The sequence below is a fragment of the Catenulispora pinistramenti genome, from assembly GCF_018274385.1.
Classification (GTDB): domain Bacteria; phylum Actinomycetota; class Actinomycetes; order Streptomycetales; family Catenulisporaceae; genus Catenulispora; species Catenulispora pinistramenti.
The window spans coordinates 39435-62831 of the sequence record NZ_JAAFYZ010000009.1 but is presented as its reverse complement, the minus strand read 5'-3'; the positions used below and the strand labels follow the sequence as shown (position 1 = coordinate 62831).

Genomic DNA, 23397 nt, shown 5'->3' with positions numbered 1-23397 from the left:
CAGACCGGCTTCCCGAGCGGCTTCGATGACCGGGCCCGGAGTCGCTCGATCATCACCGCCAGACCATCACCGCAAGGCCGGGTCGGTCAGCTCCTCACCCGGGAGCCGGCCGACACGACGGCGCCCGCCGGTCCCGGAGTATCCAGCTCCGGGGACCGGCGGGCGTGGCGCGTCTCCAGCCCTGAGCCGGACCCCTACTTCGCCTTGTAGTCCTCCAGCAGCCGCCGACCGATGATCATCTTCTGGATCTCGGCCGTACCCTCGCCGATCAGCAGCATCGGCGCCTCGCGATAGAGCCGCTCGATCTCGTACTCCTTGGAGTACCCGTAGCCGCCGTGGATCCGGAAGGAGTCCTCGACGACCTCCTTGCAGTACTCGGCGGCCAGGTACTTGGCCATGCCGGCCTCCAGGTCGTTGCGCCGGCCGGCGTCCTTGACCTTCGCCGCGCGCACCATCATCGCGTGCGCGGCCTCGACCTTGACGCCCATCTCGGCCAGCTTGAACTGGATGGCCTGGTGCTGGGCGATCGGCTTGCCGAAGGTGGTCCGCTGCTGGGCGTAGGCGGCGCCGAGTTCGAAGGCGCGCACCGCGATGCCGCAGGCCCGGGCCGCGACGTTGACCCGGCCGACCTCGACGCCGTCCATCATGTGCGCGAAGCCCTTGCCCGGGGCGCCGCCGAGGATCCGGTCCGCCGGGATGCGGTAGTCGGACAGCACCAGCTCGGTGGTGTCGACGCCCTTGTAGCCCATCTTCTCGATCTTGCCCGGGACGGTCAGGCCGGGCGCCACCTCGCCGAAGCCGGCCGGCTTCTCCACCAGGAAGGTGGTGAGGTTCTTGTGCGGAGCCGCCTCGCCGAGGTCGGTGCGGGCCAGCAGCGCGACCAGCGTGGAGGAACCGCCGTTGGTCAGCCACATCTTCTGGCCGTTGATGACGTAGTCGTCACCGTCCGGGACGCCCTTGGTGGTGATCGCCGCGACGTCCGACCCGAGCGCCGGCTCCGACATCGAGAACGCGGCGCGGACCTCGCCCTCGGCCATCGCGGGCAGGAAGTGCTGCTTCTGCTCGTCGGTGCCGTGCTGCTTGATCATGTAGGCCACGATGAAGTGGGTGTTCAGGATCCCGGACACCGACATCCAGCCACGCGCGATCTCCTCTACGACCAGCGCGTAGGTGAGCAGCGACTCGCCGAGGCCGCCGTACTCCTCCGGGATCATGAGCCCGAACAGGCCCATCTCCTTCATGCCCTCGACGATCTGTGTCGGGTACTCGTCGGCGTGCTCCAGGTCGTTGGCGACCGGGATGATCTCCTTGTCCACGAAGGTGCGGACGGTCGCCAGGATCTCCTGCTGGATGTCGGTCAGGCCCTCGGTCTGCGCCAGGCGCCCCATCTCAGGCCTCCGGCGCTTCGAAGGAGCTGGTGCGGGACATCCCGGCGGCCCGGCCCTTGCCCGCGATGACCAGGGCCATCTTTCGGGAGGCCTCATCGATCATCTCCTCGCCCAGCATCGCCGAGCCCTTCTTCCCGCCGGCCTCGGAGGTGTAGTAGTCGTACGCGTCCAGGATCAGCTCGGCGTGGTCGTAGTCCTCCTGGGCCGGCGAGTAGATCTCGTTGGCCGCCTCGACCTGGCCCGGGTGCAGGACCCACTTGCCGTCGAAGCCGAGCGCGGCCGAGCGGCCGGCGACCTCGCGGAACGCCTCCACGTCCCGGATCTGCAGGAACGGGCCGTCGATCGCCTGCAGGTCGTGCATACGCGCGGCCATCAGGATCCGCATGAGGATGTAGTGGTACGGGTCGGCCGGGTAGCCCGGGATCAGCGCGCCGACGACCAGCGACTTCATGTTGATGCTGGCCATGAAGTCGGCCGGGCCGAAGATGATCGTCTCCAGGCGCGGGCTGGCGGCGGCGATCTCATCCACGTTCACCAGGCCGGCGGCGTTCTCGATCTGCGCCTCGATGCCGATCTTGCCGACCTCGAAGCCCATCGTCTTCTCGATCTGCGTGAGCAGCAGGTCCAGGGCCTGCACCTGGGCGGCGTTCTGCACCTTGGGCAGCATGATGGCGTCCAGGTTCTGCCCGGCGCCCTCGACCACGGTGACCACGTCACGGTAGGTCCATTCGGTGGTCCAGTCGTTGACCCGCACCACCCGGGCCTTGCCGGTCCAGTCCCCCTCGTTCAGGAACTTCACGATCGTGTGCCGGGCCTCCGGCTTGGCCAGCGGGGCGCAGGCGTCCTCCAGGTCCAGGAAGACCTGGTCGGCCGGCAGGCCCTGGGCCTTCTCCAGGAAGCGCGGGTTGGAGCCGGGGACGGCCAGACACGAACGGCGCGGGCGCTGGGGGCGAGCGGAGTCGGACATGGGTGGGTTCCCTCCCGGGAGTGGGTACGGACCGCTGATATAGCCGTCACGTTACTGGCGGGTCACCTAACGCGTCATCATGACGCGCGCCACTTCCGGGGGCCTCTTCATGGGGATCAGTGCGCGCTCTGCCCCCGGTTCGCGGTCACCACGAGCAGCAATCCGCCGAGGATCAGGACCGCCCCGGGGATCGCCCATACAGAGGGGATCTGGTGCAGGAACACGGCGGCGATCACGGCGGCCGTGGGCACCTCCAGCAGGATCGCGGTGGAGATGACGGTCGCGCTGGTGGTCTTCACCACCCGGTTGAAAAGCGTGTGCCCGAGGAACTGCGCCAGGAGGGTGAGCGCGCCGATTTTCAGCCACGCGTTAGCGCCGAACCCGACGAGCGAGGACCCGGTCGCCACCGCGGCGCCGATCAGGAAGACCGAGGCCGCGCCGTAGCAGAGGAAGGCGTAGGTCGGCAGCGACGCGGTCTTGCGCACCTCGCCGCCGATGGTCATGTAGACCGCGGCGAACGCGGCGGCGCTCAGCGCGAGCAGGTCGCCCTGGAAGGCCCGCGCCGAAGCGTGGAAGTCCACCCCGGACAGCACGATCACCCCGACGAACGCCACCGCGATCCCGCCGAACGCCCGGCGCGGCACATGATGTCCCAGCACCTTCGCCACGATCGCGGCGAAGATCGGCTGCGTCGCGGCGAACGCCGTCGCCGACGCCACCGAGGACATCTTCGCGGACGGCGTCCACGTCGCGAAGTGCGCACCGAGGATGAGGCCGGACACCAGGGCCAGCAGCGTGGTCCGGCGACCGAGACCGCGCAGCTCGGCCCTCAGGTTCCGGCGCAGGAGGACGTAGGGGGCGAAGACCGCGGCGGCTATCGCGTTGCGCCAGAAGGCGATGGCCATCGCGGGCGCGGCCGCCGCGGCGATGAGCGGCCCGGACGTGCCGACCGCGGTGACCGCCACGCCGAGCACCGCGACGTCGGCTTTGGGCGGCCGATGGACCGCGGAGACACGGAGCGGGGCGGACGGCGTCCCGGACGGCCCGCCGACCGGGACGGTCGCGGCGCTGTCGGCGGTCACCTGGGGATCCCGGTCACGTGTAAGCCCCTGTCGGTGGGTGGAGTCCTGTCGGCAGGACTCAGCGTAGCCGGGGGCGCAAGGAGGCCAGGCGGGCGCTCATTATGCGGGCGGCGCCAGTATCTCGGCGGCCGTGGAACGCACGGCGGCCACCGCCGCGGGCGCGAACTCCGAGAGCGCGATCGCGCCGCGCAAGGTATGAGACGCTACGGCCATGCCCGAGCAGCCCGCGCAGCCCGCACCGCCCACTGACGGGGACCAGAACAGCGAGAAGAACGAGACCCCCTGGGTCCCCGAACCCGACTTCGACGCGGCCCTGATCGAGGAGGCGGCCAAGAAGTCCGGGCTGGTCTGGCTGAGCCCTGCGGGCCTGTCCGCCAAGGCCGACGCCGGCCGACCGAGCGGACGGGGCGGCCCGAGCGCGCCGAGCGGCCCGAGCGGCCCGCAGGCGGTCTGGCACGTCTGGCACGACAGCGCGGTGACCATCGTCGCCGGCGGCGCCGAACAGCCGCTCCCGATGTGGGCGGTCCCCGGCCGGGTGGTCGAGGTCGCGATCCGGAGCAAGGAGCAGGGCGGCCGCCTGATCAGCTTCCTGAGTCAGGTGGCGCTGGTGGCACCCGGCACCCCCGAATGGGGCCCGGCCGCCGAGGCACTCCACGCCGAGCGCCTGAACCTGGCCGAGGGCGACCGGTACCAGCAGCGCTGGGCCGAGGAGTCGGCGATCCTGCGGATGCGGCCGCTGGGCGGCGCGGTCACGCCGGATGGCGGGTCCGGCGCCGCCCGGCCGCTGCCCACGCCGGCTACGACGCTGGGGCGGATGCCGCGGATGGTTGGCGGGCTGCCGCGGGAGCGGACGCGGAAGAAGTAGGGGCTGTTCCGAGCCTGGCTGTTCCGAGCCTGGCTGTTCCGAGCCTGGCTGTTCCGAGCCTGGCTGTTCCGAGCCTGGCCCCGACCACCCATTCGGCAGAACCCCAGCATCTCCCCACAAACCACCGGGTAGCGCACCGGCATGAACCGTGCCGCCCTCGAAGCCGCCAACGCCGACCCCGACGAGCGCGGGCGCAAGGGGCGGATCGGGTTCTTCGTCTTCATGGCGCTGCTCATGCAGCTGGCCTTCGTCGTCTCCTACACCGGCGCCATGCATGGGCCGCAGCGGCCGCATCGCATGCCGGTGGGGGTGGTGGCGCCGCCGCAGGTGGTGCAGCAGTTGCAGAAGACGTCCGATCAGGCCGGGCCGCTGTTCACGCTCAAGGTGGAGGCCAGTGCGGCGGCCGCGGAGGACGCCATCAAGCACCGGCGGGTGCTCGGCGCGTATCTGCCGGCGGCGGTGGGGAATGGCGATGAGCTGCTGGTGGCCACGGCTGTCGGGCCGGCGGCTCCGCAGGCTCTGACCGTCGCGTTCACGCAGGCGGCGCAGGCGCAGCAGCACACGTTGCAGGTGCGGGATGTGCTGCCGCCGCACCGGGGCGACATCGAGGGGCTGGTGCCCTTCTATCTGGTGATCGCCTGGACCGTGGGCGGGTACCTGGTCTCGACGCTGGTGGGGCTGATGGGCGGGATGAAGAGCTCGACGCCGCGGCTGGCGCTGGAGCGGATCGGGATGCTGGCCGTCTACAGCTTTCTGGGCGGGGTCGGCGGGACGCTGATCGTGCACACGATCCTGGGCTTCCTGGGCGGCGGCTGGTGGACCCAGGCGCTGATCGGGATGCTGGTCGTGTTCTCGGTGTCGGTGTTCGCCAACGGCATGCAGAGCTTCCTCGGCCTGATCGGGACCGGGATCGTGATCGGGCTGTTCGTGATCCTCGGCAACCCGTCCGGGGCCGGGCCGTGGCCGCGGAACATGATCCCGACGTTCTGGCGGGTGATCGGGCCGTGGCTGCCGAACTTCCAGGGGACCAACGCGGTGCGCGGGGTGGCGTACTTCCACTCCCAGGGCCTGTCGTCGGCGATCTGGGTGTTCGTGATCTACGCCGCGATCGGAATGGCGCTCTCGGTGGCCGGGGCGGGCCGGGACAACGCGATTCTTCGGATGAGTGAGCATTAGAGCAGAATCGCGGGCATGCGCGACTTCATCCAGGGCCTGCCGAAGGCCGAACTGCACGTCCACCACGTGGGATCCGCCTCGCCCCGGGTCGTCGCCGACCTCGCGGCCCGCCACGAAGGGGCGACCGGCGTGCCGGCCGATCCGGAGCGGCTGGCCGAGTACTTCACGTTCACCGACTTCCGGCACTTCATCGAGCTGTACCTGAGCGTGGTGGATCTGATCCGCACGCCCGAGGACATCAGGGACCTCACCTACGGCGTGGCCCGGGACATGGCGGCGCAGAACATCCGGTACGCCGAGCTGACCTGCACCCCGTACTCGCATCTGCGGCGCGGTATCGATGGGATGGCGTACCTGGAGGCCATCGAGGACGCGCGGGTAGCCGCGCACCGGGACTTCGGGCTCACCCTGAAGTGGATCTTCGACATCCCGGGCGAGTCCGGCCCGGCGGCCGCGGCCGACACGGTCGCGCTGATCGAGGCCCGGCAGCCGGAGGCGCTGGTCGGGTTCGGGCTCGGCGGGCCGGAGATCGGCGTGCCGCGCCCGCAGTTCGCGCCGCATTTCGAGCGGGCGCTGGCGCTGGGCCTGCACAGCGTGCCGCACGCCGGGGAGTCCACCGGCCCGGAGACGGTGTGGGACTCGCTGCGGCACCTGAAGGCCGAGCGGATCGGGCACGGGACCTCGCTGGTGCAGGACCCGGAGCTGGTCGCCTACCTCGGCGAGCACCGGATCCCGATCGAGGTGTGCCCGACCTCCAACATCGCCACCGGCGTGGTGAAGGACCTGGACCAGCACCCGATCCGGGCGATGGTCGAGGCCGGCCTGCTGGTGACGGTCAACAGCGACGACCCGCCGATGTTCGGCACCGACCTGAACCACGAGTACGAGGTCGCCGCCAAGCTGCTGGGCCTGGACGAGCACGGGATCGCGGAGCTGGCGAAGAACGCGGTCCAGGCCTCATACCTGGACGGCGAGGGCAAGCAGGCGCTGGCCGCCGAGATCGACGCCTACGCCGCCCAGGCCCGATGATCGGGAATGGCGAAACCGCACAACGAGTTGGAGCACCCATGACACTAGAGATCCCCGCCGAAGTCCGCGCCCTGCTGGAGCAGCCGGTCCTGGTCAACCTGGCCACCGTGCGCCCCGACGGCGCCCCGCAGGTCAACCCGATGTGGTTCAAGTGGGACGGTGAGCTGATCTGGTTCACCCACACCAATCGGCGGCAGAAGTTCAAGAACATCGCGCACGAGCCGCGGGTCTCGGTCTCCATGATCGATCCCGACGACAAGTACGGGTACATCGAGGTGCGGGGCGTCGTGGAGAAGATCGAGGACGACCCGGAGGGCACCATGTACCAGCTCCTTTCGGAGTGGTACGACGGGACCGCGATCACCCCGGACGACGCGCAGTACCGGGTGAAGATCGGTGTGCGGCCGACGAAGGTCGTCCGCTAGCGGGCTGAGAGGCCCGGTTCGTCGATCAGTCGACGAACCGGGCCTCACCGCTGTCTCAGAGCACCTGCACCGACTCCGCGTAGTGGCAAGCCGCCTTGTGCACCGCGTCGTCGCTGGTGGCCATCCCGCCCGGGCCGCGCCCGACCAGCAGCGGCTCCTCGTTGATGCACTTCTGCTGCTGCTCGGAGGTAAGGGTCTGGAACTTCGGGCAGCGGGTCCGGAAGCGGCACCCCGAGGGCGGGTTCGCCGGGGACGGCACGTCACCCTGCAACAGGATCCGCTGGCGGGTGCGCTCACGGCGCGGGTCCGGGATCGGGATCGCGGAGATCAGCGCCTGCGTGTAAGGGTGCTGCGGGTGGTCGAAGAGCTGGTCGCGCGGGCCGAGCTCGACGATCTTGCCCAGGTACATCACCGCCACCCGGTCGGCGATGTGCCGGACCACCGACAGGTCGTGGGCGACGAACAGGTAGGCCAGGCCGAGCTCGTCCTGGAGCGCTTCCAGCAGGTTGATCACGCCGGCCTGGATCGACACGTCGAGCGCCGACACCGGCTCGTCCAGGACCAGCAGCTTCGGCCGCAGGGCCAGCGCCCGGGCGATGCCGATGCGCTGCCGCTGGCCGCCGGAGAACTCGTGCGGATAGCGGTTGCCGTGCTCCGGCTTGAGGCCGACGGTGGCCATCAGCTCTTTGACCTTGTCACGGCCCGCGTCCTTCTCGCCGTACAGGCCGTGGATGCGCAGCGGTTCGGCGATGATCTCGTTCACCGTGATGCGCGGGTCCAGGGAGGCGAACGGGTCCTGGAAGACCAGCTGCATGTCGCGGCGCAGGCGGCGCAGATCGTTCTTGCCGACGGTGGTCAGGTCCACGCCGTCGAAGACCACCGTGCCGCTGGTCGCCGGCTGCAGGTGCAGCACCGCGCGGGAGGTCGTCGACTTGCCGCAGCCGGACTCGCCGACCAGGCCCAGGGTCTCGCCGGGGGCGATGTCGAAGGAGATGTCCGACACCGCCTGCACCACGCCCACCTGCTTGCGGAACAGGCCGGAGGAGCGGATCGGGAACTCCTTGACCAGGTTCCGGACCGTCAGCAGCGGAGCGGACGCCGGGGTCGCCGGCGGGGTCGGGGTGGTGGTCACTGCGCGGCTCCGTTCTGCGGGTCGGCGCCCGGTTCGGTCCCCGGTCCGGCCGGCGGCGGTCCCGGTTCGGTCCCCGGTCCGGCCGGCGGCGGGCCCGCCTCAGCGTCCGGGCGCTCGCCCGGCACAGCGTTCGGGTCGGTGCTGAAGATGTCCATCGCGCCCTCGCCCGTCAGCTGGTCGGAGTGGTGGCACGCGGCCTCGTGGTCGGCCCCCAGCGCGGGGAGCAGAGCCGGCTCGCTTTGCAGGCAGATGTCGGTCCGCAGCGGGCAGCGCGGGGCGAACGGGCAGCCCGGCGGCAGGTTCACCACCGAGGGCGGGGTGCCCGGGATCGGGGTCAGCTTCTCCTGGCTGCGCTGGTCCAGCCGCGGCAGCGAGCCCAGCAGGCCCACGGTGTAGGGCATGCGCGGGTGGTAGTAGATGCCGTCGATCGGGCCGATCTCGACCGGCTTGCCGGCGTACATCACCAGCACCCGGTCGGCCTGCCCGGCGACCACGCCGAGGTCGTGGGTGATCAGCACCATCGCGGCGCCGGTCTCCTGCTGCGCCGCCCGCAGCGCCTCCAGCACCTGGGCCTGGACCGTCACGTCCAGCGCGGTGGTGGGCTCGTCGGCGATGATCACGTCCGGGTCGTTGGCCATCGCGATGGCGATGACCACGCGCTGCCGCATGCCGCCGGAGAACTCGTGCGGGTACTGGTCGATCCGCTTGTCGGGCGAGGGGATGCCGACGATCTCCAGCAGCTCCAGCGCGCGCTTGCGCGCCACCGCCTTGGTGACGTCGTGGTGCGCCAGCACCGCCTCGGCCAGCTGCCAGCCGATCTTGTAGACCGGGTTCAGCGAGGTCATCGGGTCCTGGAAGATCATCGCGATCTGCCGGCCCCGGACCCCGGTCATCTCCTTCTCGGAGAGTCCGAGCAGTTCCCGGCCGCGGAACAGCACCGAGCCGGCCGTGCGCGCGGTCTTGGGCAGCAGCCCCATGACCGCCATCGAGCTCACCGACTTGCCCGAGCCGGACTCGCCGACGATGCCCAGCACCTCGCCGGCGTGCAGGTCGTAGGAGACCCCGCGGACGGCCTGCACCGGCCCGTCGTCACTGGGGAAGGTGACCGTCAGGTCCTTGACCGACAGCACGGTCTCGGCCGGCGGGCCGCCGCCCAGGCCGGGGGCGGGCGGGAAGGCGGTGGCGCCTACGTAATCGGAGTGGTCGGGGTTCATGCGCGGGCCTTCGTCTGGGTCGGGTCGAGGGCGTCACGCAGGCCGTCGCCGATGAAGTTCACGGTCAGCGCGATCAAGATGATGAACAGGCCCGGGAAGTAGAACAGCCAGCCGCGCCCGCCGGTGGCCGCGGTCTCGCCGGCGGTGACCAGCGAGCCCAGCGAGATATCCGGGAACTGCACGCCGAAGCCCAGATAGCTCAGCGCCGTCTCGGTCAGCACCGCGGTCGCCACCAGCAGCGTGAACAGCACGATGATGGGACCGGCGACGTTCGGGATGATGTGCCGGAAGATGATCCGCCGGTCGGTGGCGCCCAGCGCCCGCGCGGCCTCGATGTACTCCTTCTCGCGCACCGAGAGCACCTGGCCGCGGACCACTCGGGCCGAGCCGGTCCACAGCAGCCCGGCCAGCACGACCGCCAGCAGCGCCCAGTTGTTGCCGAACTTCTTGCCCAGCAGCGCGCCGACGGCCAGCGCCGGGATGGTCAGCACCAGGTCGACCAGGCGCATCATCAGGGTGTCGGTGATGCCCCGGTAGAAGCCGGAGAACGCGCCGTAGATCGAACCGAAGAAGGTGCCGGCGATCGCCACCGTGAACGCGATCTTCAGCGACAGCTGGGTGCCGGCCATCACCTGCGCCATGTGGTCGGCGCCGTTGGAGTCGGTGCCGAACGGATGGCTGAGCGAGGGCCCCACCGAGAAGTCGTTGGTGAAGTCGTTGGGGCCGTACTTCCAGACCACCGGCCCGACAGTGGCGAACAGGATCACCAGGAACAGCACCACCAGCGAGGCCACCGCCAGCTTGTGCTGCCGGAACCGGCGGAAGACCAGCTGCCACTGGTTGCGCGCCTCCACCGCGAACTCGCGGTCCGGCGGCTCGGTGCCGCCCTGCAGTATGTCCTCGCCGCCCGGGGTGACGGCGTCTATCGTCAGCCCGGGCTGCTGGCCCTGCACGCCGAGGAACTCCGCGCCCCGGCCGCCGGGCGGGACCTCGGGTTCCACCGGCTCGTCGTTGACGTCCCGCTCCGGGAGGTTGTCAGCCACGCGTCATCCCTCCTAGGCCAGCCGGATGCGGGGGTCGAGGACCGCGTAGAGCAGGTCCGCGATCAGGTTGAAGACGATCACCAGCGTCGCCGAGATCAGCAGCCACGCCAGCACGGTGTTGGTGTCCTGGGTCTGGATGGCGTTGATGAACATCGTGCCCAGGCCCTGCCACTGGAAGATGCGCTCGGTGATCACCGTGCCACCCATGATCGCCGCGACGTCCAGGGTCACCTGGGTGGTCATCGGGATCAGCGCGGTGCGCAGTCCGTGCCGCACCATGACCCGGCTCGGGGACAGCCCCTTGGCCCGGGCCAGCCGCATGTAGTCGCTGTTCAGCACGTCGAGCATCGACGCGCGCTGGAACCGGGCCCAGGTGGCGTAGGAGCTCAGGGCCAAGGTGATGGTCGGCAGCAGCAGGAAGCCGAACCAGGAGCCGAACCCGCCCCACTGCCCACCGGGTGGCCCCAGGGTCTTGATGTCGGTGCCGAGGGAGTTGTTGATGTCGGTGGCCCAGATCTTCAGCAGGATCGCGAACCAGAACACCGGCAGCGACAGGAAGAAGAACCCGATCAGGGTCGCGACGTAGTCGGTGATGCTGTACTGCTTCATCGCGGTGATCACACCGACGATCACGGCCAGGATCAGCGCGATGACGATCGCGCAGATCACCAGCCGGAAGGTGACCCAGACCCGGCGGCTGAGCTCGGCGTTGATGTCGAACGCCGAACCCTGCACCGACGGGCCGAAGCTGCCGTGGACCACCAGGTTCTTGACCCAGTTCCAGTACTGGACCAGCAGCCCGTGGTTCAGGCCGAGCGCCTTCTCCCGGGCCGCGACCTCGGCCGCCGACGGCGGCGGGTTCTTGGCCTTGAAATCGCCCAGCGGGTCGGCGCCCCAGGCCACCAGCAGGAAGACCAGGAACGTGGACAGGACCAGGATCGGGATCGACACCAGCAGGCGGCGGATGGTGAAGGCGAGCATCTCCGGGCCTTCTTACGTTGCGAGCGGACGGGACCGTACCTGCGCGAGGAGGCCGGCCGGGCCCGCGCGCAGCGGGCCCGGCCGGCGCCGGACTAGGACTTCAGACCCCACTGCGCGATGTTGTACGTCGGGCCGATCTGCGTCGGGTTGTCCCGCACGTTGCCCAGCGTGTTCCGGTAGGCGATCATCGTCGGCTTCTGGTACAGCGGGAGCGTGTAAGCGTCCTTGGTGACCTGCGCGTCGGCCTCGTTGAGGTCCTTCTCGCGGGCCGTCTGGTCGGGGTTGACGGTGGCGTCGGCCAGCCACTTGTCCACGTTGGCGTTGCTGTAGTACCCGTAGTTGCTCATCGGGTTGCCCTGCGTCGTGGTGGTGTAGATCGGCTGGTTCGCCGAGTTCGGGAACGGCGTGTCCACCCAGGCGAAGTCGATGATGTCCCACTGGTGCTGGGCGTCGGTCTGGGCCAGGGTCTTGCCCAGGGCGTCGGTGGAGCTGACGTTGACCGTGATCCCGAGCCCCTTCATGGCCTGCGCGAACAGGTTGCACGTGGTCTGGCGGATCGCGTTGCCGACGGTGTAGCGCATGCTGAACGCCGGGACGGCCTTGCCGGTGGGGTCGACCAGCGCGCTGCCCACGCCCTTGTAGCCGGCCGTGGTCAGGATCTGCTTGGCCTTGTTCAGGTCACCGTTCGCCGGATACATCGCCGAGACGTTGTCCTGGTAGCCGGGCTGGCCGGGCACCACCATGCGGTTGTTCAGCACCGCCGCGGCGCTGTCGAACTGCTTGACCGTCCGGTCCACCAGCCCCTGCCGGTCGAAGGCGGTGAACATGGCCTGCCGCAGCGCCACCTTGGCCGGCGCGGTCTGGTCGGCGTTGGCCGGGCCGCCGAAGGCGGTGTTGCGCAGGTTCAGGTCGATGTGTTCCCACTGCAGGCCCTGGTTGAGGTGGTAGTCCACCCCGGAGATGCTCTTGACCCGGTTCACCAGGTCCAGCTCCGGCTGCGGGTAGATCCCGTCCACCTCGTTGTTGGCCAGCGCGGTCGGCTCCTGCGAGGAGTCGGTGATGGCCCGGAAGTCGACCTCGTCGAGGTTCGCCGGCTTGCCGTAGTACTGCGGGTTCTTGATCGTCTTGATCAGGCTCTTGTCGGCCGAGACCCCGCCGGGGGCGATCTCGAACGGGCCGCCGGAGACGGTCGGGGAGTTGGCGTCCAGCCAGGTGAAGGACGCCGCGACGTCGCCGTGCTGCTTGGCGATGTGCGAGGGCAGGATCGAGGAGAACAGCGACTTGTAGTCCGAGAACGGCTGGTTGGCCTTGAACGTGACGGTCACCGTCTTGCCGTTGTCGCTGCCGGTCACCGAGGCCACGTCGCTGTAGCCGGTGGTGCTGGCCACGTCGACGTTCGGATTGGTGCCGTTCTGCGCCTGCCACAGGTAGATGAAGTCGTCGGCGGTGATCGGGGTGCCGTCGGACCACTTCGCGCTGGGCTGGATGTGGTAGACGATGCTCTGCGGGGTGCTGCCGCTGGCGTTGGTGACCACCGGGTCGCCGGCGATCAGGTCGGTGTTCAGCACCAGCGAGTAGTCCGGCTGCGGGATGTAGACGTCCGGGTAGATGCCGTTGGTGGTCTGCGCGTAGTCGAAGGTGTTGCCCAGGGACGTCAGCGGGTTCCAGTCCTGCACCGTCTTCTCGATGGTCCAGGTGATCTTCCCGCCCTGTTTCACCGTGGCGGCGTTGACCGAGTTCCGGTCGGCGATGCTGGTGCCGGAGCCCGAGCCGGTCCCGGAGTTGGACGACCCTCCGCTGCTCTTGCTGCTGCTGCAGCCCGCCGCGGCCAGGGCCACGGCCGCCGCGATCGCTCCGGTCTGCAGCGCGAGTGTCCTCCTGCTGACGCCCATCTCTCTCCTCCTGTCGGGACACACCATGCGAACGCGCTGCTGGGAGCGCGTTCGCCACTCTATTCCCGACAATCAGGGCATTCAGCGTGAGCATGCCAAAAGAGTGACGAGTGTGACCAAACGGAAGCAGGACACGAAGGACCGGCCCCGCACGGATGTGCGGAGCCGGTCCTCGGGGTGCCTCTCGGCCGCGGCGCAGATCAGTCCTCGCGGATCCAGGACATCATCGAACGCAGCTTCTGGCCGGTCGCGGTGATCGGGTGCGAGGCCTCGGCCTGGACGTACTTCTTGTAGTTCGGCAGACCGGCGTCGTACTCGGCGATCCAGTTCTTGGCGAAGGTGCCGTCCTGGATCTCCGCCAACACCTGCTTCATCGTGGCCTTGGTCTGGTCGTTCACGATCCGCGGGCCGGTGACGTAGTCGCCCCACTCCGCGGTCTCCGACACCGACCAGCGCATCTTCTCCAGGCCGCCCTCGTACATCAGGTCGACGATGAGCTTGAGCTCGTGCAGGCACTCGAAGTAGGCCACCTCCGGCTGGTAGCCGGCCTCGACCAGGGTCTCGAACCCGGCCTTGACCAGCGCCGAGGCCCCGCCGCAGAGCACCGCCTGCTCACCGAACAGGTCGGTCTCGGTCTCCTCGGTGAAGGTGGTCTTGATGACCCCGGCCCGGGTGCCGCCGATGCCCTTGGCGTAGGACAGGGCCAGCGCGGTGGCGTTGCCGGTGGCGTCCTGCTCCACCGCGATCAGACACGGCACGCCGCGGCCCTCGACGAACTGCCGGCGCACCAGGTGCCCCGGGCCCTTCGGCGCGACCATGCACACGTCGACGCCGGCCGGCGGCTTGATCAGGTCGTAGCGGATGTTCAGGCCGTGCCCGAAGAACAGCGCGTCGCCCTCGACCAGGTTCGGCTCGACGGCCTCGGCGTAGACCTTGCGCTGCACCGGGTCCGGCACCAGCATCATGATCACGTCGGCCTCTTCGCAGGCCTCGAACGGCGTGACGACGCGCAGCCCCGCCTCCTCGGCGGCCTGCCGGGACTTGGACCCCTCGTGCAGCCCCACCCGCACGTCCACACCCGAGTCCCGCAGGGACAGCGCGTGCGCGTGGCCCTGGGAGCCGTAACCCAGAACCGCGACACTGCGGCCGCCGATGATGCTCAGGTCCGCGTCGTCGTCGTAGTACATCTCAGCCATGGTGGTCGCTCATTTGCTTTCTGTGGGTGCGGTTGTGGTTGTCAGGGCGGCCGTTGGCACCGCTGTGGGCGTGGCCGCCCTCGTGGTGCGCCCGGACGTCCTCGGGGGTGACCGGGCGCAGCGGCCGGTCGGCGATCGAACGGGAGCCGCGGCCGATGGCCACCAGCCCGGACTGGACCAGTTCCTTGACTCCGAACGGCTCCAGGACGCGCAGCAGCGCCTCGATCTTCTCCCGATCGCCGGTGGCCTCGACGGTCACCGCGTCGGGGGCGACGTCGACGATCTTGGCGCGGAACAGCTGCACCGTGGCCAGCACCTCGGCGCGGCTCTCCTGGTCGCAGCGGACCTTGACCAGGAGCAGTTCGCGCTGGACGCTGGCCGCCGGCTCCAGCTCGACGATCTTCAGCACGTTGACCAGCTTGTTGAGCTGCTTGGTGACCTGCTCCAGCGGATGGTCCTCGACGGTGACCACCAGCGTGATCCGGGAGACGTCCTCGTGCTCGGTCGGCCCGACCGCCAGCGACTCGATGTTGAAGTCGCGGCGGGCGAACAGGCCGGCGACCCTGGTCAGGACGCCCGGCTTGTTCTCGACCAGGACGGAAAGGGTGTGCATCGACATGGTGTTTACTCCTCCCCATCCCCGAAGTCTGGGCGCACATCTTGTGCGGCCAGGATTTCATCATTGCCGACCCCGGACGGGACCATCGGCCACACCATCGCGTCCCGGTGCACCACGAAGTCCACGACCACCGGCGCGTCGTCGATCGACATCGCCTTCTCGATCGTCTTGTCCAGGTCCGCCGGGTCCTCGCAGCGCAGACCGACACAGCCGTAGGCCTCGGCCAGCTTCACGAAGTCCGGGATGCGCCGGGAGTGCAGATCGGTGTTCGAATAACGCTTGCCGTAGAACAGGGTCTGCCACTGCCGCACCATCCCCAGGCTGCCGTTGTTGATCACGGCCACCTTGATCGGGATGTCGTTGATGGCGCAGGTGGCCAGCTCCTGGTTGGTCATCTGGAAGCAGCCGTCGCCGTCGATGGCCCACACGGTCGAGTTCGGCATCCCGACCTTGGCGCCCATCGCGGCCGGGACCGCGTAGCCCATGGTCCCGGCGCCGCCGGAGTTCAGCCAGGTATAAGGGTTCTCATAGGAGATGAACTGCGAGGCCCACATCTGGTGCTGCCCGACACCGGCGGCGAAGATCGTCTCGGGGCCGGCGATCCGCCCCAGGTGCTCGATCACCTGCTGCGGCGCCAGGGAGCCGTCCTTGGGCAGTTCGTAACCCAGCGGATACGTCCTGCGCCACCCGTTGAGCTGCTCCCACCAGCCGGCGTAGTCGCCGCGCCGGCCGGCCGCGTGCTCGGACTGGACCGCCACCACCAGGTCGGCGATCACCTCGCGGCAGTCGCCGACGATCGGGACGTCGGCGACCCGGTTCTTGGAGATCTCGGCGGGATCGATGTCGGCGTGCACGATCTTGGCGTTCGGCGCGAAGCTGGACAGCTTGCCGGTGACCCGGTCGTCGAACCGGGTGCCCAGCGCCACGATCAGGTCGGCCTTCTGCAACGCGGTGACCGCCGCGACGGTGCCGTGCATCCCGGGCATGCCCAGGTGCAGCGGGTGGCTGTCGGGGAAGGCGCCGCGGGCCATCAGCGTGGTCACGACCGGGGCCTCGGTCAGCTCGGCCAGGACCCGCAACTCGGTGCTGGCCCGGGCCTTCAGCACGCCGCCGCCGATGTACAGCACCGGCCGCTTGGCCTCGGTCAGCATCCGGGCCGCCTCGCGCACCTGCTTGGCGTGCGGCTTGGAGACCGGACGGTAGCCCGGCAGGTCCATCTCGACCGGCCAGGAGAAGTCGGTGGTGGACTGCAGCGCGTCCTTGGTGACGTCGATCAGCACCGGGCCGGGGCGGCCGGTGGAGGCGATGTGGAACGCCTCGGCGACGGTGCGGGCGATCTCGTCGGGGTGCGAGACCAGGAAGCTGTGCTTGGTGATCGGCAGGGTGATGCCGACGATGTCCGCCTCCTGGAAGGCGTCGGTGCCGATGTGCGTACTGGACACCTGGCCGGTGATCGCGACCAGCGGGACCGAGTCCATGTGCGCGTCGGCGATCGGCGTGACCAGATTGGTCGCGCCGGGGCCGGAGGTCGCCATGCAGACCCCGACCTTGCCGGTGGCCTGCGCGTAACCGGTGGCCGCGTGGCCCGCGCCCTGCTCGTGGCGGACCAGGATGTGCCGCAGCCGGGTGGAGTCCAACAGCGGGTCGTAAGCCGGGAGGATGGCGCCGCCGGGGATGCCGAAAACGGTGTCGACCCCGCTCTCCTCAAGCGCGCGGATCAACGAGGCGGCGCCGGAGATCGCCTGCTGATCACTGCGGTCTGTCATGACTGTCTCTCTTCTTGGGATCGCCGTACTCGGCCAAAGAAAAAACCCCTGCCGGACCAAAGGTCCAACGAGGGGTGGCGCGCCGCCGACTGGCCTGATTGAGGACCAGATTCAGCCTGCGCGCCCGGCAAGTACGAGAATCGACTTTCGTGTCGTCATGTTCGCAACCTTCCTCCTGACGCCGCGCCTGTGTCAAGCATTGATCGCCGGGGTCTCGCCATGCGAAATGGCCCAGGTGGCGGCGAGCGGTTCGGCCACCACCCGGTTGCGCCCGGCCGTCTTGGCCCGGTACATCGCGGCGTCCGCCCGGCGCAGCAGGTTGGAGGCCGTGCCGCCGGGTTCGGAGAAGGCGACGCCGATCGAGGCGCCGAGCCGGTGCGCCAGCCCCTCGATGCAGTACTCCGCGCACAGCCGGCCCCGGATCCGCTCGGCCACCACCAGCGCGCCGGCCACCGTGGTGCCCACCTCCAGCACGATCACGAACTCGTCCCCGCCGAACCGGGCCACGGTGTCCCCGACCCGCAGTGAGCCGGAGATCCGGTACGCCGCCTCGACCAGCACCCGGTCGCCGGTCTCGTGCCCGACCGAGTCGTTGACCCCCTTGAAGCCGTCCAGGTCCAGGAAGATCACCGCGACCGGCTCCCACTCGGCGTGCCGCTGGGTCAGCGCGTGCTCCAGCCGGTCGGTGAGCAGCGCGCGGTTGGCCAGGCCGGTGAGCGCGTCGTGGTAGGCGTGGTGCTGCAGGGTCGCCGCGGCCCGGCGCAGGTCCTCGGTGAGGCGCTGGTTCTCGAACAGCGTCAGCGCCTGCCGGGCCACCAGCGCGACCAGCACCGCGGCCCCGGCGATCAGCACCACCGGATCCATCCGGCGCTCGGTGTCCAGCCCGTCGGCCAGGACCCCGGCCAGGCAGAAGGCGGCAGCCAGGTACGGCAGTATCCCGCGCAGCGTCCGCAGCAGCGCGGCCCAGCGCGTCGGCGAGTCGATGAACCGGGTGCCCGGGCTGAGCGGATCGGCGGCCGGGACGTCGGGGGCGGCCAGGGCGAGCGCGACCTCGCGGCCGGTCGCGGCGTCGCAGTCATGCAGCCCGACCGAGCAGCCGGCCCCGCACGCGGTGGTGTCCGCGGCGCCCTCGGCGCTCTGGCCGACCCGCTCGGGCCGCCAGCCGTCGCCGTACCAGGCGGCCACCGCGATCATCAGGTAGCCGGCGAACCAGCCGGTGTCCAGGATGCCGCCGGACCGGTAGCCCTCACGGACCGCGGGCATGGTGAAGATCGAGTCGCAGACCACGATCATCAGGTAGCCGACCCGCACCCCGGTGCCGATCCCGCCGCGCTCCCCCGGCGTGCGCACCCGCAACGCCAGCAGCAGGCTGACCAGCACCAGGTCGAAGGCCGGATAGCCGAGGACCAGGAAGGTCCGCACCGGGGAGTCCACCCGCTCGATGGCCAGCGCCAGGGCCAGCACCCAGGCCACCACGAACAGCGAGCCGGCCACCAGCGTGGTGTCCAGCAGCAGCCGGACCCGCACCGACAGGCTCACCTGCTCCCCGTGCGCGGTGACGAAGGCCGCCAGGGCCAGCGGCCCGAAGAACAGGAAGGACCAGTCGGCGGCCGAGGGGGTCGGCGGGGTGACGTCCAGGACCAGCTCATACCAGGCCCACACCGCGTTCCCGACCGCCGCGGCCAGGCAGGACAGCCCGGCCAGCAGCCAGGAGTAGCACCGGAAACAGGCCATCCGGTAGAAGCGGACCATCAGGATCGTGCGATGGATGCACGCCGCCGCCGCGAGGCCCGCGGCCACGGCCAGACCCGCGTCGCCCATCACGGCCGGCACCGCGCCGGCCGGCCCGATCAGGGCCACCGAGGCGTGCGCGGTGATCAGCAGGCCGACGGCCGCATAGCCCGGCGGCACGCCGTGAATGCGCGCCCCGGGCAGCCGCCGGGTGTCAAGGGCCCGCATCGGCCCTCGCCTGTCCAGTCCCATGGCAGTGCGTCACCAACCCTCGCTGACTTCCAACGGAAGGCTGACTCTAGGGCACGGACCCCTTACGCACCGTCATATTAGCGGGAGATAACCGAGATGAGGTGGGGAATCACCACCGATCGGGTCAATCCCCTTCCGCTCGGAGACCTTGTCAGGTCCTCCTGGAGGGGACTGTCTCCCCCTTGCTCAGGAGCCCGATTGTCACCGCGTCGACCAGGGCCTGCCAGGACGCCGTGATGACATTCTCGTCCACGCCGACGGTCGACCACTCGGCCTCACCGTCGGAAGTGGTGATCAACACCCTGGTACGCGAGGCGGTGCCGTGGTCGCCGGTCAGGATCCGTACCTTGTAGTCCACCAGCTCCAGCGCGGCGAGCACCGGGTAAGCCGTGGCCAGCGCGGTTCGCAGCGCGATGTCCAGGGCGTTGACCGGGCCGTTGCCCTCGCCGGCGGCCAGCACCTCCTCGTCCTTCACCTTGAGTTTCACCGTCGCCTGGTTGACGACGGCGCCGTCGGCCAGCTGCTCGGCGAAGGTCCGCCAGGACAGCACCTCGAAGAAGCTCACCGGCGCCCCGCCGAGCTCACCGCGCAGCAGCAGCTCGAAGCTGGCGTCGGCGGCCTCGAAGGAGTAACCGCCGGCCTCCAGTTCTTTTACCCGGTTGGCAACCCTGCTCAGCGTCTCGGGGTCCGCCGACAGATCGAAGCCCAGCTCCCGGCCCTTGAGCTCGACCGAGGCCCGGCCGGCCATCTCCGAGACCAGCATCCGCATGTCGTTGCCGACCAGCTGCGGGTCGATGTGCTGGTACAGGTCCGGGTCGACGCGGACCGCCGAGGCGTGCAGCCCGGCCTTGTGCGCGAACGCCGAGACCCCGACGTAAGGGGCCTGCGGGTTCGGCGCCAGATTGGTCACCTCGGAGACCGCGTGCGCGATCCGGGTCATCTCGGCCAGACCGTCCGGCGGGATCACCTCGCGGCCCAGCTTGAGCTGCAGGTTGGCGACCACGCTGAACAGGTTCGCGTTGCCGGAGCGCTCGCCGTAGCCGTTGGCGGTGCCCTGTACGTGGCTGGCTCCGGCGTCGATCGCGGCCAGCGCGTTGGCCACCGCGCAGGCGGCGTCGTCGTGGGTGTGGATGCCGATCCGCCGCCCCACCGCCTCGTGCACCTCGTGCACGATGTCGGCGAGCTGGGTCGGCAGCATCCCGCCGTTGGTGTCGCAGAGCACGAGGACGTCGGCGCCGGCCTCGGCGGCGGTGCGCAGGCACTCCAGGGCGTAGGCCGGGTCGGCCAGGTAGCCGTCGAAGAAGTGCTCGGCGTCCAGGAACACCCGCTGCCCCTCGGCCCGCAGGTGCTCGACGGTGTCCCGGATCATCGCCAGGTTCTCCGCCAAGGTGGTCCGGAGCGCCAGTTCGACATGCCGGTCGTGGCTTTTGGCCACCAGCGTGGCGATCGGCGCTCCGGACTCCCGCAGCGCGGCCACCAACGGGTCGTCGGCGGCGCTGACACCGGCCCGGCGGGTTTTGCCGAACGCGGCGAGCTGCGCGTGCTTCAGGTCGAGCTCGGTCTGAGCCCGCCGGAAGAACTCCGTGTCTTTCGGGACGGCCCCCGGCCAGCCGCCCTCGATGAAGCCGACGCCCAGGGCGTCCAGGTGCCGGGCGATCGCGAGCTTGTCGGCGACGGCGAGGGTCAGGCCCTCCTGCTGGCTGCCGTCGCGCAGGGTGGTGTCGTAGACGTGGAAGTCGTCGGAGACGGACATTGCGGCGATACTCCTCGGCTGTGCAGGCTTGGCGAAAACTGGCTGTGCTGTCCTGAGAAAACAAAAAGGCCCCCCGTGGGAATCCACGAGAGGTCTGCGCGCTGGCGGTGGGCAGTGGTTCTATCGCTGCTCCGGTGCCGGCGCGCACGCCGTAATAATCTCCGGCTGCTGCTGCATGCCTGCCACCCTGCCACACCGGGAACCCTTTGGGACAGCGCGTCTCGTCATGCGGGATCGGTGACATCAGGATCGGTGACATCACGCATGCGGCGCAGCGGCGAGAAGAGGACCCAGGCCACGGCCGTGTAGCTGCCGATCACCGCGATCCACAAAGTGGGCCGCAGTCCGAGCCACGTACCCACCGCACCGCCGATCAGCGCACCGAGCGGCATCGTGCCCCAGACGAGGAACCGCACGCTGGCGTTCATCCGGCCGAGCAGGTCGTGCGGGGTGATCGCCTGCCGGTAGGAGACCTGCGCGACGTTGTAGACGACCGCCATCATCCCGAAGAACGCCAGTCCGGCCGGATAGAACAGCACGCCCCAGCCCGGGGTCGCCAGCGGTGCCAGGAACGCCGGAAGCCCGAGCACCAGCGGCGCCAGCCAGATGATCCGCGCACTGCCGAAGCGATCGGCCAGCGGCCGGGCGAGGATCCCGCCGGCCATCCCGCCGACCGCCACCAGGGTGAGCACCAGGCCGACACCGGCCGGCCTGAGGTGCAGCACCCGGACCATGAACGGGATCTCCACGGCCATCAGCATCGAGTTGAACAGGTTGCTGGTCCCGGTGCAGCCCACGACCTTGCGCAGGATCGGATGCCGGACGACGAAGTGCAGACCCTCCTTGATGTCGTCCCGGATCCTTCGTTCCACGTTCTGCGCGGGCACAGCGCTCGGATGCGGCGTCGGCTCCGGCGTCCGAATCAGCGACAGCGACAGCGCGGACAGGCCGTAGCTCGCGGCGTCGGCGATCAGCGCCCGCGCCGCGCCGAGCGCGCCGATCAGCACACCGCCGAGCGCGGGCCCGGCGAACTGCGCGAAGGACTGGGTGGTCCCGAGCTTGCCGTTGCCGTCCATCAGGTCGTCCCGCTCCAGCAGCACCGGCAGATAGCTCTGGTAGGCGACGTCGAAGAACACCGTCAGCACACCGGCCAGCAACGCGACGATCAGCAGGTGGGCATAGGTCAGGTGCAGGCCGGGCAGCGTGGCCAGCGGCACCGAGGCCATGAGCAGCAGCCGGCCCAGATCGCACCACATCATCAGCCGGTGCTTGGCGGCCCGGTCCACCAGCGCCCCGGCCGGCAGCGCGACGAGCAGGAACGGCACGGTGCTCATCGCGGTGAGCAGGCCGACCTGGAAGGTGCTGGCGTCCAGCAGCACCACGGCGGCCAGCGGCAGCGCCAGCACGGTGACGGAGCTGCCGATCTCGCTGACCGACTGCCCGCCCCACAGGAGCAGGAAGTCCCGGTGCCGCCACAACGAACGCCGGGGCGCGGAGTCGGTCAGGGTCTGTGTCACCCGAAGACCTTCCCTCCCGCCCCGGCGAATATCAACTAATTAATAGGTGGCCGGCGGTTGATCACGCGATCTTGCGCAGCCAGTGGTGCAGGTCGGCGGCCTTGCCGGTCTGGATGTCCAGCAGCGCCTCGCGGATCCGCAACGTCACCGCGCCGGGCTCGCCGTCGCCGATGGCGAACTCGCCGTCCTTGCTCTTCACCTTGCCCAGCGGGGTGACCACGGCGGCGGTGCCGCAACCGAACACCTCGGTGATCTCGCCGCTCTTGACGCCCTCGCGCCACTGCTCGACCGAGATCGTGCCCTCCTCGGCCGGGATGCCGAGGTCGGCGGCGACCGTGAGCAGCGAGTCGCGGGTGATGCCGGGCAGCAGCGAACCGGTGAGCGCGGGCGTCATCAGCCGCGCGTTCTCGCCCTCGCCGTAGACGAAGTACAGGTTGTTGCTGCCCATCTCCTCGACGTACTTGTGCTCGAAGCCGTCCAGCCAGACCACCTGGTCGCACCCCTGCTCCACGGCCTGAGCCTGGGCCAGGAAGCTGGCCGCGTAGTTGCCGCCGCACTTGGCCTCGCCGGTGCCGCCCTTGACCGCGCGCACGTAGTCCTCGGAGAGCCACACGGTCACCGGCTTCACGCCGCCGGCGAAGTAGGAGCCGGCGGGACCGGCGATCAGCATGAACAGGTACTCCGCGCTCGGCGAGTTCACGCCGAGGCCGACCTGCGTGGCGAACATGAACGGGCGCAGGTACAGGCTGCGGCCCTCGCCCTCGGGCACCCACTCGCGGTCGGTGCTGACCAGGGCGTCGATCGCGGCCAGGAACAGGTCCTCGGGCAGCTCGGGCATCGCCATCCGGGCGGCGCTGCGGTTGAAGCGCGCGGCGTTGGCGTCGGGCCGGAAGGAGACGATCTGGCCGTCGGCGGCCTTGAACGCCTTGAGCCCTTCGAAGATCTCCTGGCCGTAGTGCAGGACCGAGGCGGCCGGGTCCAGGCTCACCGGACCGTACGGCTCCAGGACCGCGTCGTGCCAGCCGCGGCCCTCGGTGTAGCGGATCGTGACCATGTTGTCGGTGAAGATCTGCCCGAACCCGCCGACCGCTTTGAGGGCTTCCCGCTCCTCGGTCGACTTGGGAGTACTGCTCGGCTTGAGTTCGATGGTGAGTGTCATCGCGCGTCCTCCTTGACGGCCTCGACGGCCAGCTCTGGCCCGGTGTCTAGCCGAGGCGCGCAGCTCGCGACGCCCCTCCCAGGGAAAATCCCATTATCTGAGACGTTACCCCAGGAGCGGGGCGAGGAATACCTCGGCCCGTGCGCATTTGCTCGCACGGCACAAGCCGGCCTGGCGCTCGTCTGCCGCCAGGCCGGTCCGGGATGGGAT

At 69.8% G+C, this 23397-nt stretch carries 18 protein-coding genes and 1 pseudogene; 4 read left to right on the top strand and 15 right to left on the bottom strand.

Annotated features, from left to right (window positions below; all coding sequences use genetic code 11):
• Positions 1 to 194: 194 nt before the first annotated feature.
• The 3 genes from KGQ19_RS04325 to KGQ19_RS51700 form a co-directional block, all read right to left on the bottom strand.
• Positions 195 to 1388: an acyl-CoA dehydrogenase family protein gene (locus KGQ19_RS04325; RefSeq protein ID WP_212007741.1), complete on the bottom strand. Its 1194-nt coding sequence runs from the start codon at positions 1386 to 1388 to the stop codon at positions 195 to 197.
• A 1-nt stretch (position 1389) separates the two neighbouring features.
• Positions 1390 to 2355: an HpcH/HpaI aldolase/citrate lyase family protein gene (locus tag KGQ19_RS04320; protein ID WP_212007740.1), complete on the bottom strand. Its 966-nt coding sequence runs from the start codon at positions 2353 to 2355 to the stop codon at positions 1390 to 1392.
• A gap of 116 nt (positions 2356 to 2471) precedes the next feature.
• Positions 2472 to 3437: a DMT family transporter gene (locus tag KGQ19_RS51700; protein WP_212007739.1), complete on the bottom strand. Its 966-nt coding sequence runs from the start codon at positions 3435 to 3437 to the stop codon at positions 2472 to 2474.
• 211 nt (positions 3438 to 3648) lie between these two features.
• Here KGQ19_RS51700 and KGQ19_RS04310 point away from each other — a divergent pair, with 211 nt between their 5' ends.
• From KGQ19_RS04310 to KGQ19_RS04295, 4 genes are all read left to right on the top strand, one after another.
• Positions 3649 to 4302, top strand: coding sequence for a hypothetical protein (locus tag KGQ19_RS04310; protein WP_212007738.1), 654 nt, complete (start codon positions 3649 to 3651; stop codon positions 4300 to 4302).
• Between the two features lie 141 nt (positions 4303 to 4443).
• Positions 4444 to 5478, top strand: coding sequence for a hypothetical protein (locus KGQ19_RS04305; RefSeq protein WP_212007737.1), 1035 nt, complete (start codon positions 4444 to 4446; stop codon positions 5476 to 5478).
• A 15-nt stretch (positions 5479 to 5493) separates the two neighbouring features.
• Positions 5494 to 6507, top strand: a complete 1014-nt coding sequence (locus KGQ19_RS04300) for an adenosine deaminase (protein WP_212007736.1) — start codon at positions 5494 to 5496, stop codon at positions 6505 to 6507.
• Positions 6508 to 6545: 38 nt separating this feature from the next.
• Complete coding sequence (locus tag KGQ19_RS04295) at positions 6546 to 6932, top strand: PPOX class F420-dependent oxidoreductase (protein WP_212007735.1); 387 nt, start codon at positions 6546 to 6548, stop codon at positions 6930 to 6932.
• 55 nt (positions 6933 to 6987) lie between these two features.
• On the opposite strand, the gene KGQ19_RS04290 is transcribed toward KGQ19_RS04295, so the two are convergent.
• The 12 genes and pseudogenes from KGQ19_RS04290 to KGQ19_RS04235 all read right to left on the bottom strand — a co-directional run bounded on the left by KGQ19_RS04290 (position 6988) and on the right by KGQ19_RS04235 (position 23187).
• Entirely contained in the window at positions 6988 to 8064 is a 1077-nt protein-coding gene (locus KGQ19_RS04290; protein ID WP_307856342.1) for an ABC transporter ATP-binding protein, read from the bottom strand.
• Complete coding sequence (locus KGQ19_RS04285; protein WP_230418188.1) at positions 8061 to 9278, bottom strand: ABC transporter ATP-binding protein; 1218 nt, start codon at positions 9276 to 9278, stop codon at positions 8061 to 8063. The genes KGQ19_RS04290 and KGQ19_RS04285 overlap by 4 nt, the downstream gene beginning before the upstream one ends.
• Positions 9275 to 10321: an ABC transporter permease gene (locus KGQ19_RS04280; protein WP_212007734.1), complete on the bottom strand. Its 1047-nt coding sequence runs from the start codon at positions 10319 to 10321 to the stop codon at positions 9275 to 9277. Before KGQ19_RS04280 ends, KGQ19_RS04285 begins: the two co-directional genes overlap by 4 nt.
• Before the next feature lie 12 nt (positions 10322 to 10333).
• Positions 10334 to 11302 (bottom strand): ABC transporter permease, encoded by a 969-nt coding sequence (locus tag KGQ19_RS04275; protein WP_212007733.1) that lies wholly within the window; start codon positions 11300 to 11302, stop codon positions 10334 to 10336.
• Between the two features lie 92 nt (positions 11303 to 11394).
• Positions 11395 to 13194: an ABC transporter family substrate-binding protein gene (locus KGQ19_RS04270; protein ID WP_212007732.1), complete on the bottom strand. Its 1800-nt coding sequence runs from the start codon at positions 13192 to 13194 to the stop codon at positions 11395 to 11397.
• A gap of 200 nt (positions 13195 to 13394) precedes the next feature.
• Positions 13395 to 14390: a ketol-acid reductoisomerase gene (ilvC, locus tag KGQ19_RS04265; RefSeq protein ID WP_212007731.1), complete on the bottom strand. Its 996-nt coding sequence runs from the start codon at positions 14388 to 14390 to the stop codon at positions 13395 to 13397.
• A gap of 109 nt (positions 14391 to 14499) precedes the next feature.
• A pseudogene (ilvN, locus tag KGQ19_RS04260) lies at positions 14500 to 15009 on the bottom strand (acetolactate synthase small subunit); the annotation flags it as partial.
• Positions 15010 to 15014: 5 nt separating this feature from the next.
• The gene (locus tag KGQ19_RS04255) at positions 15015 to 16775 is read right to left on the bottom strand and encodes an acetolactate synthase large subunit (protein ID WP_212007729.1); all 1761 of its coding nucleotides are present in this window, start codon (positions 16773 to 16775) and stop codon (positions 15015 to 15017) included.
• 192 nt (positions 16776 to 16967) lie between these two features.
• Positions 16968 to 18734 (bottom strand): GGDEF domain-containing protein, encoded by a 1767-nt coding sequence (locus KGQ19_RS04250; RefSeq protein WP_212007728.1) that lies wholly within the window; start codon positions 18732 to 18734, stop codon positions 16968 to 16970.
• Positions 18735 to 18909: 175 nt separating this feature from the next.
• Complete coding sequence (gene cimA / locus KGQ19_RS04245; RefSeq protein WP_230418187.1) at positions 18910 to 20511, bottom strand: citramalate synthase; 1602 nt, start codon at positions 20509 to 20511, stop codon at positions 18910 to 18912.
• A 224-nt stretch (positions 20512 to 20735) separates the two neighbouring features.
• Positions 20736 to 22028, bottom strand: a complete 1293-nt coding sequence (locus KGQ19_RS04240; protein ID WP_212007727.1) for an MFS transporter — start codon at positions 22026 to 22028, stop codon at positions 20736 to 20738.
• A 61-nt stretch (positions 22029 to 22089) separates the two neighbouring features.
• On the bottom strand, positions 22090 to 23187 hold the full coding sequence (locus KGQ19_RS04235) for a branched-chain amino acid aminotransferase (RefSeq protein WP_212007726.1): 1098 nt from the start codon (positions 23185 to 23187) through the stop codon (positions 22090 to 22092).
• Positions 23188 to 23397: the final 210 nt, after the last annotated feature.

Coding starts and splice junctions, on each gene's coding strand:
- KGQ19_RS04325 (WP_212007741.1), bottom strand. CDS start 1,388: ATGGGGCGCCTGGCGCAGACCGAGGGCCTGACCGACATCCAGCAGGAG.
- KGQ19_RS04320 (WP_212007740.1), bottom strand. CDS start 2,355: ATGTCCGACTCCGCTCGCCCCCAGCGCCCGCGCCGTTCGTGTCTGGCC.
- KGQ19_RS04310 (WP_212007738.1), top strand. CDS start 3,649: ATGCCCGAGCAGCCCGCGCAGCCCGCACCGCCCACTGACGGGGACCAG.
- KGQ19_RS04305 (WP_212007737.1), top strand. CDS start 4,444: ATGAACCGTGCCGCCCTCGAAGCCGCCAACGCCGACCCCGACGAGCGC.
- KGQ19_RS04300 (WP_212007736.1), top strand. CDS start 5,494: ATGCGCGACTTCATCCAGGGCCTGCCGAAGGCCGAACTGCACGTCCAC.
- KGQ19_RS04295 (WP_212007735.1), top strand. CDS start 6,546: ATGACACTAGAGATCCCCGCCGAAGTCCGCGCCCTGCTGGAGCAGCCG.
- KGQ19_RS04285 (WP_230418188.1), bottom strand. CDS start 9,278: ATGAACCCCGACCACTCCGATTACGTAGGCGCCACCGCCTTCCCGCCC.
- KGQ19_RS04275 (WP_212007733.1), bottom strand. CDS start 11,302: ATGCTCGCCTTCACCATCCGCCGCCTGCTGGTGTCGATCCCGATCCTG.
- KGQ19_RS04270 (WP_212007732.1), bottom strand. CDS start 13,194: ATGGGCGTCAGCAGGAGGACACTCGCGCTGCAGACCGGAGCGATCGCG.
- ilvC (WP_212007731.1), bottom strand. CDS start 14,390: ATGGCTGAGATGTACTACGACGACGACGCGGACCTGAGCATCATCGGC.
- KGQ19_RS04255 (WP_212007729.1), bottom strand. CDS start 16,775: ATGACAGACCGCAGTGATCAGCAGGCGATCTCCGGCGCCGCCTCGTTG.
- KGQ19_RS04250 (WP_212007728.1), bottom strand. CDS start 18,734: ATGCGGGCCCTTGACACCCGGCGGCTGCCCGGGGCGCGCATTCACGGC.
- cimA (WP_230418187.1), bottom strand. CDS start 20,511: ATGTCCGTCTCCGACGACTTCCACGTCTACGACACCACCCTGCGCGAC.
- KGQ19_RS04235 (WP_212007726.1), bottom strand. CDS start 23,187: ATGACACTCACCATCGAACTCAAGCCGAGCAGTACTCCCAAGTCGACC.